We start from the raw sequence: 14,747 nt of genomic DNA on the forward strand, positions 1-14,747 counted from the left end.
ATCCTCGAAAGGCACGCCGATGCGCCGCTCCCCCGCACTGCCCGTCCTCGCCGCCACGGTCGTGGCGCTCGTCCTGGCGGGGTGCAGCGGCGACGGCACGTCGTCGGCCTCGGACGACGAGATCGGCCCGCTCAGCGCGTTCTTCGAGAAGGTCGGGGGCTCCTACGAGGAGGACGACGCCGCGAAGCAGCAGCGCGAGATGGACGAGATCATCGCCGCCTGCATGGCCGAGCAGGGCTTCGAGTACACCGCCGACGAGTCGATGACCATGGGCATGGCCGCTGACGAGGACATGCCGGAGTGGAACAGCAAGGAGTACGCCGAGGAGTACGGCTACGGCGCGACGACCAGCGGGGGCATGGACGACGGCGAGGAGTGGGTCGACCCCAACGCCGACTACCTCGCCACGATGTCCGAGGGCGAGCAGGCGGCGTTCTACGAGGCCCTCTACGGCGCGGAGCCCGAGGTCGACCCCGACGCCGACCCCGACGCGGCGGTCGAGTACAACTGGGAGGACGGCGGCTGCTCGGGCAAGGCCTCGCACGAGGTGTACGAGCAGGGCCAGCTCTGGGAGGACCCCGCCTTCGAGGCGATGTTCGAGGAGATGAACACCGTCTACGAGGAGCGTCTGGACGACCCGGCGGTGCGCAAGGCGCTGACCGAGTGGTCGTCGTGCATGGCGGAGGCCGGCTACGACTTCGAGGACCCGCAGGCCGCGCAGAACAGCATCTACGACGAGATGAGCGCCCTGTGGGAGGCCCCGGCGGACCCCGAGGCCGAGCTGGATCCCGAGGCGTCGTTCGAGGTCGACGAGGCCGCCCTGGAGGAGCTGAAGAAGAAGGAGCTCGCGCTGGCGCCCGTGGACTTCGCGTGCAAGGAGGCCTCGGGCTACGAAGAGGCGGAGAAGGTCGCGCAGCTCGCGCTCGAGAAGCGCCTGTGGGAGAAGTACGGCGACCAGCTCGAGGCGGCTGCCGCGAAGCACACGCCGGCCAAGTGACGCAGGAGCCTGGGACGAGGACGACACCGTGAGCAGGATCTCCACCCACGTCAGCGGCGGACGCCGCACCATCGGCGTCATGGCCGTCGTCGCGGTCGTCTGTCTGGCGGTGGGGCTGCTGCTGTCGCGGTTCATCGTCTCCCCTGGGCAGGCGGCGGCGAACGCGGCCCCGCCGACCGCGGGCCCCATCACGGTGCCCGTCGAGAGCCGGGTCATCGGCAACGAGGTCGTGCTGCGCGGTGACGTCGGCTACGACGACGCCGTCGCGCTCTCGATCGAGACCGGCGACCTCGGCGGCCCTGCGGTCGTCACCGGCCAGGTCAAGGAGGTCGGCGCGACCGTCGAGGCCGCGTCGGTGGTCCTCGAGGTCGTGGGCCGGCCGGTCATCGCCCTGCCCGGTGAGCTGCCCACCTACCGCACGCTGCGCGCCGGGGTGTCGGGGCCGGATGTCCAGCAGCTGAAGGCCGCGCTGCGCGCCGTCGGCCTGGACGGCGGGGACCCGGCGGGCGCGACGTACGACGCCGCGGCCGCAGCGGGTGTCCGCGCCCTGTACCAGAAGGTCGGGTACGAGCCGCCGACCGGTGGCGAGGAGGCCCAGGGCGCGGTGAAGGCCGCCCAGGAGTCCGTGGCCGCCGCCCAGGCGGAGGTCGGCGCGGCCGAGGCCGCGCTGGGGAGCGCCGCGCGGTCGTCCGCCGGGGCGTCGTTGACCGAGCTCGACGGCCAGGTCCGCGTCGCGGAGGCGCAGCTCGCGTTCCTCGCGGAGCAGTGCGCGAAGCCCGTCGACCCGGAGGCGGGGCCGGCCGTGGACTGCACGCCGCCCGCGCGGGTGCAGGCCGAGACGCAGCTCGCCACCGCACGTGCCGCACGGGCTGCGGCGGACGTCGCGCCCGACACGAGCGCGGAGCGCGCGAGCATCCGGGCCGCCAAGGACCGGCTGACCGCCGCCCGGCAGGCGCTCGGTGAGGCGCAGGCCGCCGCGATGACTCCCCTGCCCGCGACCGAGATCGTGTACCTGCCGTCCTTGCCGCGGCGCGTCGACGCCGTGTCGGTCGAGCGCGGCGGGACCGTGCAGAGCAAGTTCATGAGCGTCTCCGGCGCGACGGTCCAGATCACGGCGTCGGCGTCACGCGCCGACGCGGAGCTCATGGCGCCCGGAACGGTCGGCCAGATCAGCGTGGACGGCACCGACGTGCCGGTCACCGTGGCCGAGGTCACCGAACCGGACGCCGCCGAGGCGGACGCGTCCGGGGAGGCCGCCGCCGAGAAGAAGCCCGCAGGTGACCGCCGCAAGGTCGTCTTCACCGTCGGGGAGCTCACGGCGGAGCAGATCGCGGCACTGCAGGGCAGCAACGTGCGGGTGCGCGTCCCTGTCAGCTCCACCGACGGCGAGGTGCTCGCTGTCCCGCTGGCCGCGCTGACCGCCGGTCCCGGCGGCGAGAGCCGGGTCGAGCTCGTGGAGGACGGCACGAGCCGCCTCGTCGAGGTCACGACGGGCCTGGCAGCCTCGGGCTTCGTCGAGATCACCGGGTCGAAGGAGCCGCTGGAGGCGGGCGACCTCGTCGTCGTCGGCATCGCCTCGACGGAGGAGGAGACCGCCGAGGACGCGGCGACGGACGACGCGGAGGAACCCGCGAAGGACGAGCCGACGGAGGCGGGCGAGTGACCGTGCTCGATCTGCTCGATGCGCCGCAGGGGGGCGCGCCGGGCGACCCGGAGCAACGACCTCCGGTCGTCGAGCTCCGGGCAGCCGAGCGGCAGTTCCCCGGGGAACCGCCCGTGCACGCCCTGTACCCGGCGGACCTGCAGGTCGGGGCCGGCGAATACCTGTCGGTCGTCGGGCCGTCCGGCTCGGGCAAGTCGACGCTGCTGAACCTGCTCGGGCTGCTCGACCGCCCGTCGGGCGGCGAGTACCTGCTCGACGGCATCCCGACCGCGCGCGCGGGCGAGCGGGAGCGGGCCGCCCTGCGGGCGCAGCACATCGGGTTCGTGTTCCAGGCGTTCCACCTGCTGCCGCACCGCACCGTGCTGGAGAACGTGCAGCTCGCGACGATCTACAGCGGCGTGCCACGCGCCGAGCGACGTGATCGCGCGGTGGAGGCGCTCGACCGCGTGGGCCTGACGCACCGGATGGACTTCCGGCCCACTGTGCTGTCCGGCGGCGAGCGTCAGCGCACCGCCATCGCGCGTGCTGTCGTCTCCCAGCCCCGCGTGCTGCTGGCCGACGAGCCGACGGGCAACCTCGACTCGGAGAGCTCGGCCGCCGTGCTGGAGCTCTTCGACGAGCTGCACGCCGGGGGCCTGACGCTGCTGGTCATCACGCACGAGGACGACGTCTCGGCACGTGCCCAGCGGCGCGTGCGGATCATCGACGGTCACCTGCGGGAGATCGCGTGACCGCCGTCGCGCAGCACGTGCCGCGCGCGGACCGGTTCGGTCCGGCCGACCTGCTCGCCGAGGCGGCCGCGGGCATCGGGGCTCGTCCCGGCCGGCTCGTGCTGACGATCCTGGGGACCGTCCTCGGGATCGCCTCCGTCGTCGTCACCGTCGGCCTCGCGCAGACCGCCGCCGGGCAGATCAACAAGCAGTTCGACGCGGTCGCCGCGACCCAGGGCGTGGCGAAGCCTGCGACGAGCGACGGCTTCGGCGGCAACGAGCGGCCCCTCGGCACGCTGCCGTGGGACGCCCCCGACCGCGCCGAGCGGCTCAACGGCGTCGAGGCAGCGGCGCTGATCTCCGAGGTCGACGTGGGTGACCTCGACGTGACGGCGGTGCCCGTCCACGACCCGTCGGCGCCCCGCCTCGCCAGCCCTGCCGTCGTCGCCACGAGCGCCCACGCCCTCGAGTCCCTCGACGGGCACGTCGTGCAGGGCCGCTTCTTCGACGCGGGCCACGACGAGCGGGGCGACCGCGTCGTGGTCCTCGGTGCGGAGGCCGCCAGTCGCCTCGGCGTCACCCGCGTCGACCGGCAGCCGTCGATCTTCATCGGCGACCGTGCCTACCAGGTCATCGGCGTCATGGACGGTGTGGTGCGACGCACGGACCTGCTGTCCGCGGTGATCATGCCGAACGGGACCGCGCGGACCGACCACGGCCTGACGGCGCCGCAGGAGCTCCACCTGCACCTGAGCGTCGCCGCCGGGCCGGTGGTGGGCTCGCAGCTGCCGACCGCGCTGTCCCCGAACAGCCCGGAGACGGTGAAGGTCCAGGTGCCGGCGGGACGCTCGTCGGTGCGGGAGAACGTCCAGGCGGACATCAACGCGATCTTCCTGGCACTCGGTGGAGTCGCGCTCCTGATCGGTGGCGTCGGTATCGCCAACGTGACCCTCCTGTCCGTGCTCGAACGGGTCGGGGAGATCGGTCTGCGCCGTGCCCTCGGTGCGACGCGACGGCAGATCGCCGCCCAGTTCATGGTCGAGTCGGTGGTCGTCGGCATGCTCGGCGGCCTCGTCGGTGCTGCGCTCGGCGTGGCGGTCGTGGCGATCGTCTCGGCGGCGTCCGACTGGACGCCGATCCTGGACCTGCGCATGGTCGCCGTCGCAGCCCTGTCCGGAGGGCTCATCGGCCTGCTCGCGGGCCTCTACCCGTCACTCAAGGCGGCGTCGATCGAGCCCATCTCCGCCCTGCGCGGCGGCGTCTGAGCACGGCCGACCGGGTCAGAGGTCGTACTCGACGACCAGGGGCGCGTGGTCGCTGAACCGCGCGTCGTAGGTGGCGGCACGGTCGACGGTCGCTGACCCCGCCAGCACCGCCAGGGGCGGGCTGGCGAGCTGGTAGTCGATGCGCCAGCCGGCGTCGTTGTCGAACGCCTTGCCGCGCCACGACCACCACGTGAACGGGCCCGGCCCCGGGCCGCCCAGCTGACGGCCGAGATCGCGCCACCCGAGCTCGTCGAACCACCGGTCGAGGTAAGCGCGCTCCTGCGGCAGGAACCCGGCCTTCGCCAGGTTGCCCTTCCAGTTCTTGATGTCGACCTCGCGGTGGGCGATGTTCAGGTCCCCGGCGACGACGACGAGGCCGCCGGACGCGACGAGCGCGGCCAGCCTGTCGGTGACGTGGGCGAGGAAGGCGTACTTCTCGTCCATCGAGGGCGTGCCCACCGTGCCGGAGTGCAGGTAGGCCGAGGCGACCGTGAGCGTCCGCGCGGGGCCGTCGCCGTCCGACGGCACCTCCAGATCGGCCTCGACCCAGCGCCCGGCGTCGCCCGTGACGCCGGTGCCCAACCCGATCCGCACCGCGCTCATCGGCAGGCGCGACGCGATCGCGACGCCCGCACGCCCCTTGGCGTGCCCGGCCTCGTGCGCGAGGTGCCAGCCGCCCGGCGGCAGGTGGTCGGCGAGGATCTCGTCCGACGCCCGCACCTCCTGCAGCAGCAGGACGTCCGGCTTGCGGACGTCCAGCCACTCCCCCATGCCGCGGCGGAAGGCGGCGCGGATCCCGTTGACGTTGACGGTGGCGACTCGGAGCACCGAGCCATCCTGCCGCACACCGCCGACGTCCCCGTGCCACGGTCCGCGCCGCCGGGCGGGCGGCGCCCGACTCACTCCCCCGCGTACGCGGCCTCGAGCGGGGCGATCTCGAGCTTGCGCATCTGCAGCATCGCCTGGGTCGCGCGGGCGACCCCGGCTGCGTCCGGGCGCGACATGATGTCGTCGAGCGCCTTCGGCACGACCTGCCACGACACGCCGTACCGGTCCTTCAGCCAGCCGCACTGGCTGGGCTCCCCGCCGTCGGCGATCAGCGTCTGCCAGTAGTGGTCGACCTCCTCCTGACCGTCGACGCTCAGGTAGAACGAGAACGCCTCGTCGGGGGTGAACGACGGACCCGCCGTGAGGATCGTCACGGCGTGCCCGTCGAGCTCGAGCTCGACGATGAACGGTGTCCCCTCGGGGACGTCGGGCACGCCGGGACCCGCGTCCACGACCTTCGTGATGCGCGAGTTCGGGATGACGGACACGTAGAACTGCGCGGCCTCGTGACCGTCCCTGGCGAACCACAGGTGCGTACGGACCATGCCCATGGTGGGCTCCTCTCCTCGGTGGTCCCCCGTACCGACCACCGACCCACCGGGAACTCACCGGGCGGACGCACGAGGGCCCCGGGTCGCGCGACCCGGGGCCTCGTGGCTGCTCGGCGTCAGCCGGCCTGGAGCTCCGCCGTGCGGACCACGTTGCTCAGGAGCATCGCGCGCGTCATCGGTCCCACGCCGCCGGGGTTGGGCGACACCCAGGACGCGACGTCCCAGACGTTGGGGTGGACGTCGCCGACGACGCGGCTCTTGCCCGTGACGGCGTCCAGCTCCCGGGAGACGCCGACGTCGACGACGACAGCACCGGGCTTGACGATCTCGGCCGTCACGACGCCGGGCACGCCGGCCGCGGCGATGACGACGTCCGCGTTGCGGGTGTGCTCCGCCAGGTCGACCGTGCCCGTGTGCGTGAGTGTGACCGTCGCGTTGACCTCGCGCCGCGTGAGCAGCAGACCGATCGAGCGCCCCACGGTGACACCGCGCCCGACGACGACCACGTCGGCGCCCTGGAGCGGGACACCGTACCGCTCGAGCAGCTCGATGATGCCCGCCGGGGTGCACGGCAGCGGCGACGTGACGGGGTCGTTGACCCGCAGCACGAGGCGCCCGAGGTTGGTCGGGTGCAGACCGTCCGCGTCCTTGTCCGGGTCGATCAGCTCGAGGACGCGGTTCTGGTCGATGCCCTGCGGCAGCGGCAGCTGGACGATGTACCCGGTGCACGCCGGGTCGTCGTTCAGCCGCTGCACCGCAGCCTCGATGTCGGCCTGCGAGGCGTCGGCGGGCAGCTCCGCACGGATCGAGGCGATGCCCACCTCGGCGCAGTCCTTGTGCTTGCCGTTGACGTACGAGCGTGAGGCCGGGCTGTCGCCGACGAGCAGCGTGCCGAGCCCCGGCACGACGCCGCGCGCGGCGAGCGCGGCGACGCGAGTGGTGAGCTCGGCCTTGATGGCAGCCGCCGTGGCGGTGCCGTCCAGCTTCTGGGCGGTCATCGGTTCCTCTCCGCTCAGTACTGCTGCAGGCCGGGGTACAGCGGGAACGCCTCGGTGAGCTTGCGCACCCGCGCGCCCAGCGCCTCGACGTCCGCCGACGTGCCCTCGACCAGCGCGGTGGCGATGATGTCGGCGACCTCGGTGAACTCCGCGTCGCCGAAGCCCCGCGTCGCCAGGGCGGGCGTGCCGATGCGCAGGCCGGACGTGACGCGCGGGGGGCGCGGGTCGAACGGGACGGCGTTGCGGTTGACCGTGACACCGGCGGAGTGCAGGAGGTCCTCCGCCTGCTGGCCGTCGAGCGTCGAGTGGCGCAGGTCGACGAGCACGAGGTGCACGTCGGTGCCGCCGGTGAGGACCGAGACGCCGGCCGCGGCGACGTCCGGGGCCGTCAGACGGTCGGCGATGATGCGGGCGCCGTCGATCGTGCGCTGCTGGCGGGCCTTGAAGTCCTCGGTCGAGGCGACCTTGAACGCCACGGCCTTGGCGGCGATGACGTGCATGAGCGGGCCGCCCTGCTGGCCCGGGAACACGGCGGAGTCGATCTTCTTGGCGTACTGCTCCTTGCTCAGGATGAAGCCCGAGCGGGGGCCGCCGATCGTCTTGTGCACGGTCGACGACACGACGTCGGCGTGCTCGACGGGGTTGGGGTGCAGGCCCGCGGCGACGAGGCCCGCGAAGTGCGCCATGTCGACCCACAGCTTCGCGCCGACCTCGTCCGCGATCTCGCGGAACGCAGCGAAGTCGAGCTGGCGCGGGTAGGCGGACCAGCCGCCGATGAGGACGTCGGGGCGGTGCTCGAGCGCGGCCTTGCGGACGGCGTCGTAGTCGACGCGGAACGTGTGCGGGTCCACGCCGTAGGCGGCCACGTCGTAGAGCTTGCCCGAGAAGTTGATGCGCATGCCGTGCGTGAGGTGGCCGCCGTGCGCGAGGTCGAGGCCGAGGATCTTGTCGCCCGCGTTGATCAGCGCGTGCAGCACCGCGGCGTTGGCCGTGGCGCCGGAGTGCGGCTGGACGTTGGCGTGCTCGGCGCCGAACAGGGCCTTGGCGCGGTCGATCGCGATGGTCTCGGCGATGTCGACCTGCTCGCAGCCGCCGTAGTAGCGGCGGCCGGGGTAGCCCTCGGCGTACTTGTTGGTGAGCACGGAGCCCTGCGCCTGCAGGACCGCGCGCGGCACGAAGTTCTCGGAGGCGATCATCTCGAGGGTGTTCTGCTGGCGGGCCAGCTCACCGTCGAGGACCGCCGCGATCTCCGGGTCGAGCTGGGAGATGTTCTGGTCGAGCACGTTCTCGCTCATACGAAGGGCTCCTGTCGCAGTCAACTGTGCGGGCGGCGTCCGGCGCACCGCACACGTCGGGTGTGGGGCGACCGAGGGCCCAGGCGTCCGACCCGTTGGTCCAGCTGCTGCGTCGCTCCCCGGTGGTGACCCACCTGCTGCGCCAGTCGCGACCCCGACAGCCTAGCAACCGCGCGGCGGGCGTCGGGTGCACGTCCGGGCCGCGGACGCGTCAGCGGGACGAGCAGACCTCAAGATGGTGGTCGACCCGCTCGGGCACGACGATGCCGTCGGGCTGGGTGCGTGCGCGCTCGACGACGACGACGACCGGGGCGCACCAGCCGCCCTCCGGTCGGGTGCGCGCGGAGCCGAGGTCGACGTCACGTGCCGAGACCCACCCGGACACCAGGTCGGCGGGGGCCGTCTCCTCCCAGGAGATGCCGCCGAACCCGGTCGACCACCCGTCGCCGAACGCGAACCCGCCCTGGCCGTCCCGCTGCTCGGCCACGGCCTGCGGACCTCTCCCCACGGCGCCGACGACCGCGTGGAACCCGGCCGCCTCAGCGCACGCGGCGTCGACGTCGAGCCGGACGCTCGTCCCGGTGACCGTCCTGCCGGACCACCGCGCGACGAGCAGCCCGCGTCGCACCGTCCAGTCGAGGTCCCCGGAGAGGGTGACGCTCGTGCAGTCCTTCACGGCGGACGGACCGACGACGACGGGCTGCGTCCCCGCCTGCGCCGGCGCCACCGGGCCGACCAGGACGGTGACCGCGAGCGCGGCCGCGAGCACCCCCGCCGCTCCGAGCGTCCTGCGTCGCACGTCGACCTCCACTCCCGTCGGACACCCGGACCGTATCGGACCGCGCGGGCCCCGGGGGCGGGTTCGAGGAGCGGGTTCGGGCGGGCGTCCTCGTCGTGCTCGCCGAGGCACCCGGCTGCCGCCCGTCACCGGCGGTGACGGGCGGCAGGGGGCAGAGTCGCAGGTCAGCAGGTCGCCCAGTCGAAGCACCCGGTCGTCTCGACCGTCGGCTCCACGGGCACGTCGTCCACCGGGCGCTGCTCGAGGTAACGGGTGTACGAGCCCTCCTCGGGGCTGCTGTCCTCGAGCAGGAGACCGGACGCGTCCCGGACGAGCTGGTGCAGCTCCCCGGCCGAGTCCCTGTACCGCAGCACCTCGCCCGCGCGGCCCAGACCGTCCTCGCCCTGGCCGACCTCGGCGCCCGGGAGCGACGCCGCGACCGCCCACAGCGCGGACCTCAGGTCCTCGGCCCACAGGCCTCCCTCACGCAGCGCGGTCCGCACGACCTCGTACACCTTGTCGTCATCCGTGCCCGCACCCCGCCCTTCCTCCAGGCTGTCGCGCACGACCTGCGCGAGCTCGTCGCCGTCGGTGGGCAGAACGGTGGGGTCGGTGAGCATCTCGTGCCGCTGGCCCGCCACCACCCAGGTGCCGAGGACCACGGACGGCCCCGTGCCCATGGCCGCCTCGAGGTCACCGTCCGAGACCAGCAGCCCGGGACGCTCCCGGCTCCTCCACGACTCCCCGCGCTGCGTCTCGGGGGGCATCAGCACCCCGTCCTGCCACGCCGGGTAGCTCGCCTCGGTGAGCTGGTACCAGTACTTCGCGTCCCCGTCCCACGGGTCGCCCGGGACGCCGGTCACCGTGCCGTCGGCCGCGATGACGGCGACCCCGGGCACGGTCGGACGCCGCGTGGGTACGGACGGCGCCACCGGCTCCGAGGCCGCCGGGGGCTCCGCACCCGACGTCCCGGCCGGCGGGATGGGCTGCGGCGCGGCGCCGCCGAGCGCGGACCCGGCGAGCGACCCGACGCCGAGCACCAGCGCCAGCGTGCCCGCCGTGAACCCGCCGCGCACGACGGCCCGCCGCCGGCGCGCACGGGGCACGACCCGGTCGACATCCACCTCGACCGCCGGCACGACGGCCGCCGCCCGCTCCCGCAGCACCTGCGCGTAACGCTCGTCCTGCGTGCTCATCGCACACCTCCGTCCCGCACGCCGGCAGCCGGCGTCGCGGCGTCGTCGCGGTCGTGGTCGCCCATCGCCTCGCGCAGCCGGGCGAGCGCCCGGGACGCGGTCGACTTCACCGTGCCGACGGAGATGCCCAGGTCGTCGGCGACCTCCTTCTCCGTCAGTCCCTCCAGGTGGCGCAGGACGACGACGCGGCGCTGGCGTGCCGTGAGCAGCGCGAGCGCCCGGACGAGCTGGTCCCGGTCCGCGTGCAGCTGCTGGCCGTCGTCGCGGCCGCGCTCGGGGAGCTCGGACGTCGCGAGCAGGACCTCGCGGCGTCGCCGTCGCCACGTCGACACCCGCTGGTTGGCCAGCACCCGACGGGCGTACGCGAGCGGCTCGCGCTCTCGCGCCCGGTCCCAGGCGAGGTAGGTGCGCACCATGGCCTGCTGCACCAGCTCGTCGGCCTGGTGCGTGTCACCGCAGAGCAACCAGGCGTCCGCGCGAGCGACGGCACGGCGGTCACCATGAACGCGGCGAACTCCTCGTCGCGGCCACGGCCCGGCGGCAGCACCGTGGCCAGCGGTTCGCGCGGGCCTGCGTCGTCCGGCGGGTCGTGCTGCTGCGCCCCGTGCGGTGGCGTCGACGTCCTCATGCCCTCTTCACGCACGACGCCCCACGAAGGTTGCGTCGCGGGGCGTCGGGATCGTTCCGGGATCAGGCCTGGACGACTTCACCCTCACCCAGGAGCTTGCGCAGGTACGCGTACGTGAGGTCGCCGGCGGTCTGGTCGTGCTGGTGCTCGTAGCCGGCCTTGTTGTACAGGGCGATGTTCTGCAGCGAGTCGCGGCCCGTGAAGACCCAGACCTCCTCGATGCCGTCCGGCAGCGTCGGCAGGATCGCGGAGAGCAGCTCGGTGCCGATGCCCTTGCCCTGCAGGTCGGGGGCCACGGCGAACCGGCCGAGCGTGGCCTTGCCGCCCTCGACGAGCACGCGGATGGAGCCGACCAGACGGTGACCCCACCAGGCACCGAGCGTGATGACGCCGTCGGCCTCCAGGTCGGCCTTGAGCTCCTTGAGCGTCTGCGTCAGCGGCGGGATGTTCGGGTCGCCGTACTGCTGCGCCTCGGTGACGAAGGCGGCGCGGCGCAGCGTGAGCAGCTCACCCGCGTCGTCCACGGTCACCGGGCGGATGTCGAGGGCGGTCATGGCGCCATGGTGTCAGCCCGCGGCACCCGCGCACTACTCTCAGACCTCGTGTCACACACTTCGCCCGTCGACCCGACGCACCTCGTCCTGACCCTGTCCTGCCCCGACCAGCCCGGCATCGTCGCGGCCGTCGCCGGTCTGCTGGCCGAGCACGGGGGCAACATCACCGAGTCGCAGCAGTTCGGTGACCCGTTGTCCGGGTTGTTCTTCATGCGCGTGCAGGTGACGACGGACGCCGGGGACGACGTGCTGCGGGCGGGCCTGACCCGGCTCGCGGACCGGTTCGGCATGACGTGGCGACTGGACGTCGCGGGCCGACCCGTCCGCACGCTGGTCATGGTGTCGACGACGGCGCACTGCCTCAACGACCTGGCGTTCCGGCAGCGCTCGGAGAACCTGCCCGTGGACCTCGTCGCCGTCGTGTCCAACCACGACGTGCTGCGCCCCATGGCCGACTTCTACGGCATCCCGTTCCACCACGTGCCGGTGACGGCGGCGACGAAGGCGGCGGCCGAGGCGCGCCTGCTCGAGCTGGTCGAGGAGCTCGATGTGGAGCTCGTCGTGCTCGCGCGCTACATGCAGATCCTGTCCGACGACCTGTGCCGGCGCCTGCAGGGCCGGGTCATCAACATCCACCACTCGTTCCTGCCGTCGTTCAAGGGCGCACGCCCCTACGCGCAGGCGCACCAGCGCGGCGTCAAGCTCATCGGGGCGACGGCGCACTACGTGACGGGCGACCTCGACGAGGGCCCGATCATCGAGCAGGACGTCGAGCGTGTGGACCACACGCACGCGGTCGAGCACCTCGTGGCCCTGGGTCAGGACGTCGAGCGCCGTGCGCTGGCACGCGCCGTGCGCTGGCACGCCGAGCACCGCGTGCTGCTGGACGGCACCCGGACGATCGTCTTCCGCTGACCGCGTCGCGGCGGGGCTCCCGCCGCGCGTGTGGTCGGTCCGGCACGAAGCGTTTCGCCCCGTGCGGTCGCGCGCGCCGCGCGACATGCTCGGCCTGACGGTGCGGCAAACGTTCCCCGCCGTCGAGGAGTGCCGGTGCGCCGTCGCGCCCGGCAGGGCGAGGAGGGCACCACCATGAGACTGTTCCGCACCCGCGGTCGCGGCGCCGTACGTGTCGGCCTGCTGGGCACTGTGGTCGCGCTGGCGCTGGCGGGAGCTGCGCAGCTCGCCGGCGCACCGGCGGCGCAGGCCGCCTCGCTGGTCGAGGTGACCGGCTTCGGCACCAACCCCGGCGGCCTGCGCATGTACCAGTTCGTGCCCGACCGCCTGCCCGCCAACCCCGGCGTGCTGGTCGTCGTGCACTACTGCACCGGCAGCGCGCAGGCGATGTACAGCGGCCAGCAGTTCGACGAGCTCGCCTCCCAGCACGGGTACATCGTCGTGTACCCCAGCACGAACCGGCCGGGCAACTGCTTCGACGTCTCGTCGTCGGCCGCGATGACGCGTGACGGCGGCTCGGACCCGCAGAGCATCGTGCAGATGGTCCGGCACGTGCAGCAGCGCTACACGACGGACACGTCGCGCGTCTTCATCACGGGGACGTCGTCGGGTGCCATGACGACCCAGCTGGTGCTGGCCGAGTACCCCGACGTCTTCGCAGCCGGTGCCGCGTTCGCCGGCGTCCCCGCCACGTGCTTCTCGACCGGTGGCGCGAAGCCGGGCACGACGGCGCAGGCCGGCTGGAACAGCGACTGCGCCCAGGGCCGGCGCATCCTGTCCGCCCAGCAGTGGGGCGACCTCGCCCGGGCCACGTACCCCGGCTACAGCGGCAAGCGCCCCCGCGTCCAGCTGTGGCACGGCAGCAACGACGAGACCCTGAGCTCGCAGAACCACACCGAGGCCGTCAAGCAGTGGACGAACGTGATGGGGATCAGCTCGACCCCCGCCTCGACCGAGACCATCGGCAACCGCACGCGCGCCCGCTACGGCGGTACCGGCACGCAGGCGCTGCTGGAGGCCAACCTCCTGCAGGGCGTGACGCACAACCTGCCGGTCGACGCTGCCGCGGCGATCGCGTTCTTCGGCCTCGACCAGACGAGCACGACGCCCACCCCGACACCCACGCCCACCCCGACACCCACACCCACGGCGACCACCACACCCACACCCACACCGACGCCGACGCCGACGCCGACGGTCACCCCGACCCCGACCCCGACCCCGACCCCGACGCCTACCCCGACCCCGACGCCCACCCCGACGACCGGCGCCCCGGCCGGGACGTGCTCCGTCGCGTACTCCGTCAACCAGTGGAACACCGGTTTCACGGCCAACCTCACGATCGCCAACACGTCGTCCAGCGCGATCAACGGGTGGACCCTGAGCTGGGCCTTCCCCTCCGGCCAGCAGGTCACCCAGGCCTGGAGCAGTGAGGTGGAGCAGTCCGGCAGCCGGGTGACGGCGCGGAACGCACCGTGGAACGGCACGATCCCGGCCGGCGGCTCGGTGCAGATCGGCTTCAACGGGTCGCACTCCGGCACCAACGCGTCACCGTCGTCGTTCACGCTGAACGGCGCCACCTGCACCAACGGCTGACCGCCCACCCGCGCCGTGAGTGAGGCGGCGGCTCCTGCGACGCGGGAGCCGCCGCCTCGCGCGGCGCGGGGCCACGCCGCGCGATGTCACACGGACGTGACCGACGTGACTGAAGTCCGACAAATCGTTTTGCCGGGTATCTCCTTGAGAATTCACCCACCACGGTGGGGCCAGCCGGGGCCGCCGAAGGCACCGGCACCGTCCGACCGAAGGGGAACCCCATGTCCGCCGATGTCGCACCCAACGCCACACCCGTCAGCACCCCGTCCTCGACGCCCCCCGCACGCCGGGCCCACCTGCTCGGCACGCTCCTGACAGCACTCGGGATCCTCATGGCCCTCGCCGGTGTCGGCACCTGGGCGGGCATCGCGCAGGGCCTGGCGCAGGAGGAGATCACCGTCTCCGAGGACGCGGCCGCGTTCGCCGGCCAACCCGTCGTGACGCCGTGGGCCGCCTGGGCGCAGACCGAGGTCATCCGCGCGGACCTCGCCGAGATGACCGGGGGCCTCACCTACGCGGAGATGGACCGTGAGGACCCGCAGCGTCCCGCAGTCGCCACCGGGACCTTCCTGCGCGCCTCCCTGATCACGTCCGTCATCGCGTTCGGCGTGGCGCTCGCGCTCGTGGGCATCGGGACCGGGTTCGTGCTCGGCGGCCTCGGCCTGCGCAACGCCGCGACCTGAGCGCGCCGCACGCGCCGTGGAAGCGCACCCAGGCCCCCGCCTCCTCGCCGG

At 73.3% G+C, this 14,747-nt stretch carries 15 protein-coding genes and 1 riboswitch; of the genes, 7 read left to right on the forward strand and 8 right to left on the reverse strand.

Annotation, left to right across the window (positions count from 1 at the left end):
* Nucleotides 1–19 precede the first annotated feature (19 nt).
* From NP048_RS12630 to NP048_RS12645, 4 genes are read left to right on the forward strand one after another with little or no spacing between them, the layout of a single operon-like run.
* Nucleotides 20–997: a hypothetical protein gene (locus NP048_RS12630; RefSeq protein ID WP_227575937.1), complete on the forward strand. Its 978-nt coding sequence runs from the start codon at nt 20–22 to the stop codon at nt 995–997.
* 28 nt (nt 998–1,025) lie between these two features.
* The gene (locus NP048_RS12635) at nt 1,026–2,660 is read left to right on the forward strand and encodes an efflux RND transporter periplasmic adaptor subunit (RefSeq protein WP_227575938.1); all 1,635 of its coding nucleotides are present in this window, start codon (nt 1,026–1,028) and stop codon (nt 2,658–2,660) included.
* Entirely contained in the window at nt 2,657–3,391 is a 735-nt protein-coding gene (locus NP048_RS12640; protein ID WP_372456785.1) for an ABC transporter ATP-binding protein, read from the forward strand. The genes NP048_RS12635 and NP048_RS12640 overlap by 4 nt, the downstream gene beginning before the upstream one ends.
* Nucleotides 3,388–4,635, forward strand: coding sequence for an ABC transporter permease (locus NP048_RS12645; protein WP_227575939.1), 1,248 nt, complete (start codon nt 3,388–3,390; stop codon nt 4,633–4,635). Before NP048_RS12640 ends, NP048_RS12645 begins: the two co-directional genes overlap by 4 nt.
* 15 nt (nt 4,636–4,650) lie before the next feature.
* On the opposite strand, the gene NP048_RS12650 is transcribed toward NP048_RS12645, so the two are convergent.
* The 8 genes from NP048_RS12650 to NP048_RS12685 all read right to left on the reverse strand — a co-directional run bounded on the left by NP048_RS12650 (nt 4,651) and on the right by NP048_RS12685 (nt 11,463).
* A complete protein-coding gene (locus tag NP048_RS12650) occupies nt 4,651–5,463 on the reverse strand; it encodes an exodeoxyribonuclease III (protein WP_227575940.1) in 813 nt (270 codons plus the stop codon).
* A 71-nt stretch (nt 5,464–5,534) separates the two neighbouring features.
* Nucleotides 5,535–6,014 carry a VOC family protein gene (locus tag NP048_RS12655; protein WP_227575941.1) on the reverse strand — a complete coding sequence of 160 codons (480 nt, stop codon included), beginning with the start codon at nt 6,012–6,014 and terminating at the stop codon, nt 5,535–5,537.
* A gap of 116 nt (nt 6,015–6,130) precedes the next feature.
* On the reverse strand, nt 6,131–7,012 hold the full coding sequence (locus NP048_RS12660; RefSeq protein WP_227575942.1) for a bifunctional methylenetetrahydrofolate dehydrogenase/methenyltetrahydrofolate cyclohydrolase: 882 nt from the start codon (nt 7,010–7,012) through the stop codon (nt 6,131–6,133).
* Nucleotides 7,013–7,026: 14 nt separating this feature from the next.
* Complete coding sequence (gene glyA, locus NP048_RS12665) at nt 7,027–8,307, reverse strand: serine hydroxymethyltransferase (RefSeq protein WP_227575943.1); 1,281 nt, start codon at nt 8,305–8,307, stop codon at nt 7,027–7,029.
* 70 nt (nt 8,308–8,377) lie between these two features.
* Nucleotides 8,378–8,467: riboswitch (ZMP/ZTP riboswitch) on the reverse strand.
* A 51-nt stretch (nt 8,468–8,518) separates the two neighbouring features.
* Entirely contained in the window at nt 8,519–9,106 is a 588-nt protein-coding gene (locus NP048_RS12670) for a hypothetical protein (RefSeq protein ID WP_227575944.1), read from the reverse strand.
* A 164-nt stretch (nt 9,107–9,270) separates the two neighbouring features.
* Nucleotides 9,271–10,281, reverse strand: a complete 1,011-nt coding sequence (locus NP048_RS12675) for a hypothetical protein (protein ID WP_227575945.1) — start codon at nt 10,279–10,281, stop codon at nt 9,271–9,273.
* The gene (locus NP048_RS12680; protein WP_227575946.1) at nt 10,278–10,745 is read right to left on the reverse strand and encodes a SigE family RNA polymerase sigma factor; all 468 of its coding nucleotides are present in this window, start codon (nt 10,743–10,745) and stop codon (nt 10,278–10,280) included. Before NP048_RS12680 ends, NP048_RS12675 begins: the two co-directional genes overlap by 4 nt.
* Nucleotides 10,746–10,971: 226 nt before the next feature.
* On the reverse strand, nt 10,972–11,463 hold the full coding sequence (locus NP048_RS12685) for a GNAT family N-acetyltransferase (protein WP_227575947.1): 492 nt from the start codon (nt 11,461–11,463) through the stop codon (nt 10,972–10,974).
* 48 nt (nt 11,464–11,511) lie between these two features.
* Here NP048_RS12685 and purU point away from each other — a divergent pair, with 48 nt between their 5' ends.
* The 3 genes from purU to NP048_RS12700 all read left to right on the forward strand — a co-directional run bounded on the left by purU (nt 11,512) and on the right by NP048_RS12700 (nt 14,696).
* Entirely contained in the window at nt 11,512–12,378 is an 867-nt protein-coding gene (gene purU, locus NP048_RS12690; protein WP_227575948.1) for a formyltetrahydrofolate deformylase, read from the forward strand.
* Between the two features lie 174 nt (nt 12,379–12,552).
* Nucleotides 12,553–14,013 carry an extracellular catalytic domain type 1 short-chain-length polyhydroxyalkanoate depolymerase gene (locus NP048_RS12695; protein WP_227575949.1) on the forward strand — a complete coding sequence of 487 codons (1,461 nt, stop codon included), beginning with the start codon at nt 12,553–12,555 and terminating at the stop codon, nt 14,011–14,013.
* Nucleotides 14,014–14,234: 221 nt separating this feature from the next.
* Nucleotides 14,235–14,696 carry an aromatic ring-opening dioxygenase LigA gene (locus tag NP048_RS12700; RefSeq protein WP_227575950.1) on the forward strand — a complete coding sequence of 154 codons (462 nt, stop codon included), beginning with the start codon at nt 14,235–14,237 and terminating at the stop codon, nt 14,694–14,696.
* Nucleotides 14,697–14,747 lie beyond the last annotated feature (51 nt).

The organism is Cellulomonas xiejunii, assembly GCF_024508315.1.
Lineage (GTDB): Bacteria > Actinomycetota > Actinomycetes > Actinomycetales > Cellulomonadaceae > Cellulomonas > Cellulomonas xiejunii.

Bases quoted from the DNA above. Each gene is read 5' to 3' on its own strand.
- NP048_RS12685 (WP_227575947.1), bottom strand. From the start codon at position 11,463: ATGACCGCCCTCGACATCCGCCCGGTGACCGTGGACGACGCGGGTGAG.
- NP048_RS12630 (WP_227575937.1), top strand. From the start codon at position 20: ATGCGCCGCTCCCCCGCACTGCCCGTCCTCGCCGCCACGGTCGTGGCG.
- NP048_RS12660 (WP_227575942.1), bottom strand. From the start codon at position 7,012: ATGACCGCCCAGAAGCTGGACGGCACCGCCACGGCGGCTGCCATCAAG.
- NP048_RS12655 (WP_227575941.1), bottom strand. From the start codon at position 6,014: ATGGGCATGGTCCGTACGCACCTGTGGTTCGCCAGGGACGGTCACGAG.
- NP048_RS12700 (WP_227575950.1), top strand. From the start codon at position 14,235: ATGTCCGCCGATGTCGCACCCAACGCCACACCCGTCAGCACCCCGTCC.
- glyA (WP_227575943.1), bottom strand. From the start codon at position 8,307: ATGAGCGAGAACGTGCTCGACCAGAACATCTCCCAGCTCGACCCGGAG.
- NP048_RS12675 (WP_227575945.1), bottom strand. From the start codon at position 10,281: ATGAGCACGCAGGACGAGCGTTACGCGCAGGTGCTGCGGGAGCGGGCG.
- NP048_RS12695 (WP_227575949.1), top strand. From the start codon at position 12,553: ATGAGACTGTTCCGCACCCGCGGTCGCGGCGCCGTACGTGTCGGCCTG.